The organism is Schaalia sp. (genome assembly GCF_050312375.1).
GTDB classification, from domain to species: Bacteria; Actinomycetota; Actinomycetes; order Actinomycetales; family Actinomycetaceae; genus Pauljensenia; species Pauljensenia hyovaginalis.
The window spans coordinates 1-4,371 of record NZ_JBNOYB010000002.1; the positions used below are offsets into that span (position 1 = coordinate 1).

At 69.1% G+C, this 4,371-nt stretch carries 3 protein-coding genes and 1 pseudogene; all 4 read left to right on the plus strand.

What is annotated here, in order from left to right:
* A pseudogene (locus ACQY7V_RS00020) lies at positions 1-476 on the plus strand (serine/threonine-protein phosphatase); the annotation flags it as partial.
* The gene (locus tag ACQY7V_RS00025) at positions 476-1,870 is read left to right on the plus strand and encodes an FtsW/RodA/SpoVE family cell cycle protein (RefSeq protein ID WP_303772844.1); all 1,395 of its coding nucleotides are present in this window, start codon (positions 476-478) and stop codon (positions 1,868-1,870) included. The pseudogene ACQY7V_RS00020 and the gene ACQY7V_RS00025, both read left to right, overlap by 1 nt.
* Positions 1,867-3,321 (plus strand): peptidoglycan D,D-transpeptidase FtsI family protein, encoded by a 1,455-nt coding sequence (locus tag ACQY7V_RS00030; protein WP_154475528.1) that lies wholly within the window; start codon positions 1,867-1,869, stop codon positions 3,319-3,321. Before ACQY7V_RS00025 ends, ACQY7V_RS00030 begins: the two co-directional genes overlap by 4 nt.
* Positions 3,318-4,371: serine/threonine-protein kinase (locus ACQY7V_RS00035; protein ID WP_428638353.1), on the plus strand; the 1,054-nt coding region annotated here is incomplete at its 3' end. The genes ACQY7V_RS00030 and ACQY7V_RS00035, both read left to right, overlap by 4 nt.

The window sequence follows — 4,371 nt, forward strand, 5'->3', positions numbered from 1 at the left end:
ACAGTGCCCGCGCCGCCGCCCTCCGCCGCCACCGCAGCCTCGATCTGGACGACGCCGACGACGACGAGCCCGCGGCGCCGAAGCGCCGCTTCGCCCCCCTCCTCGCGCTCCTCGCCACCGCCCTCGTCATCGGCGGGGGATGGCTCGCCTGGGCGTGGACCCAGACGCAGTACTACGCGATCGGCCAGGAAGGATACGTCGTCATCCACCAGGGGATCCCGCAGTCCCTCGGCCCCTGGGAGTTCTCGCACGCGGTGGAGGTCACCGATATCGCCCTCGCCGATCTCAAGGACGTGGACCGCCAGCGCCTCGAGGATCCCGTCATCCGTTCCTCGCGCGCCGAGATCGACGCCTACATCGACCAGCTCCGCCTCTCGAAGTCCTGGGTCTCCTCGAACGACGAGCCCGAATCGGGGGCCCAGTCCGCTTCACGATCGGGCGCCGACGCGCAGTCGGGCGAAACGAAGGCGCAGTGATGGCAACCGTCACGATCGCGCCCGCCCGCCCTCGACGCGGCCTCGAAATCCTGCTCCTCCTCCTGGCCCTTTCGGTCGGGATCGGCGGATACGTCCTCGCAACGCTCAATCGCACCGGGCAGCTCCCCCCGAATCTGCTCGCGCACGTCGGCATCCTCCTCGTGCTCGCGGTCATCGCCGAGGTCGGCGTCCACCTGCTCGCCCCCTACGCCGACCCCGTGATCCTCCCGATCGCCGTGGCCCTGACGGGCCTGGGGCTCGCGATGATCTACCGCCTCGACATGTCCTACGCCGCCCTCGACGCCCCGACCATCGGCATGCGCCAGCTCCTCTTCGCCGGAATCGCCATCGCCCTGGCGGCCGCCGTCCTCATCCTCTTGAAGGATCACCGGATCCTGCGCCGCTACACCTACACCTTCGGGGTGTTCTCACTGATCCTCCTGCTCCTCCCCCTCGTCCCGGGACTCGGCGTGGAGACCTACGGCGCGAAGGTGTGGATCAGGATCGCGGGCATGTCCTTCCAGCCGGGCGAACTCGTCAAGATCACGCTCGCCCTCTTCTTCGCGGGCTACCTGGTGACGAACCGCGACAATCTGGCGATCGGCGGGCGCAAGCTCCTCGGAATGCGGCTTCCGAGGGCGCGCGATCTCGGCCCGATCCTCGTCGTCTGGCTCGTCGGCATCGCGATCCTCGTCCTCCAGCGGGACCTGGGCACCTCCCTCCTGTTCTTCACGCTCTTCGTCGCGATGCTCTACGTGGCGACGAACCGCGTCTCCTGGCTCGTCATCGGCTTCGCCATGTTCACCCCGGCGGTCTTCGTCGCCATTCGCGCCTTCCCGCACGTCGCGAACCGCTTCTCCGTATGGCTCCACGCCCTCGACACCGAGGTGTACGCGAAGAACGGCGGCTCGTACCAGCTCGTCCAGTCCCTTTTCGGACAGGCCTCGGGCGGCCTCATGGGAACCGGATGGGGACGCGGGTACCCCCAGCTCGTCCCCTTGGCGAACTCCGACTTCATCTTGTCGTCCCTCGCGGAGGAGCTCGGGCTCACCGGGCTCCTCGCGATCCTCGTCCTCTACCTCGTCCTCATCGAACGGGGGCTGCGCGCGGCGATCAGCGTGCGCGACGGCTTCGGGAAGCTCCTCGCGACCGGCCTGAGCTTCTCCCTCGCGATCCAGCTCTTCGTCGTCCTCGGCGGCATCACGCGCCTCATCCCCCTGACGGGCCTGACGGCCCCCTTCCTCGCGGCGGGCGGCTCCTCCATGGTCTCCTCCTGGATCACCGTCGCCCTGCTCATCCGCGTGTCGGACGCCGCCCGTCGCCCCAACGCGCAGCCCGCCCCGTGGAACTCCGGCATCCACCCCCGTCTCGAGCAAGCGACGGTCACAGCATGAATCAGCAGATCCGTCGTCTCTTCATCGTCATCCTCGCGATGTTCGCCCTCCTCGGCGCGGCCGCCACCAACAACCAGGTGTTCCAGGCGCCCGCGCTCAATGCCGATGCGCGCAACGAGCGCACGATCCTGCACGCCGCCGAGACCGATCGCGGCCCCATCATCGTGGCCGGCACGGCGATCGCCTCGTCCACCAAGGTCGAAGGGTCCAAGCGCTTCCAGCGCACCTACTCCCAGGGGCCCCTCTACGCGCCGATCACGGGCTTCTTCTCCTCGGCATTCTCCCAGGCCACGGGTCTGGAGGCGGCGAGCGAGCAGATCCTCGACGGCCAGGACCAGGCACTCCTCGCCCAGCGGATCCACAACCTCTTCACGGGGGCGAACCGCCAGGGCGGTGGAGTCGTCCTCAGCGTGGACCCGGCGCTCCAGCAGGTCGCCGCCGAGCAGCTCGGCGATCGCAAGGGCGCGGTCGTCGCCCTCGACGCCAAGACCGGGGCGATCCTCGCCCTGTACTCCTCCCCCACCTACGATCCGAACACCCTGGCCGCCTTCGATTCCGCGGCCGTCGACTCGGCCTACCGGGCGCTCGTGGACGATCCGGGCGACCCGCTCTCGAACCGAGCGATCGCGGGATCCCTGTACGCCCCCGGCTCGACCTTCAAGCTCCTCACGACGATCGCCCTCCTCGAGAACGGCATCGCGTCCCCGACGACGAACATGGAATCCCCCGTTTCCACCGTCCTCCCGGGCACCTCCACCTCGGTCCCCAACGCCCTGTCCGCCGAATGCGGCGACGGCAATCCGACGCTCACCGAAGCCTTCGCGCGCTCGTGCAACACGACCTTCATCCTCGCGAGTCAGAAGCTCACCGAGTCCCAGCTCGCCGACGTCGCGGAGCGCTTCGGCTTCGGCAAGCCCCTGTCGATCCCGCTGAAAGTCACCCCCTCCTCCTTCCCCAAGGGGATGGATGCGGCCCAGCTCGCCATGTCGTCGATCGGCCAGTTCGACGTCAAGGCCACCCCCCTTCAGATGGCGATGGTCGCCCAGGCCATCGCCAACGGCGGAACGATGATGGAGCCGTACCTCATTTCGCAGATCGTCGACGCCGACCTCACGGTTCAGAGCGAAACCCGCCCCTCGGTCGCGGGCACCCCCATCAGCGCCGACATCGCCGATCAGCTGACCGAGATGATGAAGAGCGCGGTCAACGAGCCCTACGGGACCGGCCAGTACATCCGCCCGAACGGCATTCAGGCCGCGGCGAAGACCGGCACCGCCGAAACGGGCGTCAATGGGCGCACGAACGGCTGGGCCGTCGGATTCGCCCCCGCGGACGATCCCCAGATCGCCTTCGCCGTCATCGTCGAGGGCGATGACGCGAACCCCAACCCCTTCGGCTCCACGGCCGCCGGGCCGATCGCGCAGGCCCTCCTCGAAGCGGGGATCCGATGAACTCACGATTGAACACGCGCACGGGTACCGTCCTCGGAGGCAGGTACAAGCTCCTCACCCCGATCGCGCAGGGGGGAATGGGGGAGGTCTGGAAGGCCAGGGACGCCGAAACCGGCCGTCTCGTCGCCGCGAAGGTCCTCAAGACCGAGCTCTTCGGCGAAGAGCTCCCGCTGTCGCGCCTTCGCATCGAGGCGAAGAACTCCATGAGCATCCAGCACCCCAATATCGCGAATGTTCAGGATTCCGGTGAGGAGGACGGTCGAGGCTGGATCGTCATGGAACTCGTCGAAGGCCGCCCCCTCACGCACTACCTCAAGGGCGGCGCCCGCATCGCGAGCGAGGACCTCATCCCGATTCTCACGCAGGTCGCGATGGCCCTCGGGGCCGCGGCGGACGCGGGCGTCGTCCACCGCGACATCAAGCCCGCGAACATCCTCGTGCGCCCCGACGGGATGGTGAAGCTCACCGATTTCGGGATCTCCCGCTCCACCGGCCAGATCGATCTCACTGCCGCCGGCATGGTCATGGGCACCGCTCAGTACCTCCCGCCCGAGCAGGCGATGGGGGAGACCGCGACCGCCCTCGGCGATCTCTACGCCCTCGGCGTCATCGCCTACGAGGCGATCGCCGGACGCCGCCCCTTCACCGGCTCCACGCAGGTGGACATCGCCTTCGCCCATGTGAACGACCCGGTCCCGCCGCTCCCCTCGGACGTGCCCGAGCCGATGGCCGAGGTGATCCTGCACCTCCTCGAGAAGACGCCCTCGAAGCGGCCCGAATCCGGACTCGCCCTCGTCCGTGAGCTCGCGGCCGCCGCGAAGGCGATGGGCTTGAGCGTCGAAGCGCATCCTCTCCCCGAGCCCGCGAGCGCCGAGGGCGAGACTGCCCCCGAGGGGCCGTCGACGGCTCAGGCCCCGGTGCGCCACGTGCGCCGCAGGACCCTGCCCGATGCGATGCTCGCAACCCCTGAGGCGCTCACGCGCCCCGGAACGTTGCCCCCGCCCGTGACGCCCGCGCCCGCGCCCGAAGCGGCGCCCGTCGGCGTAGAAG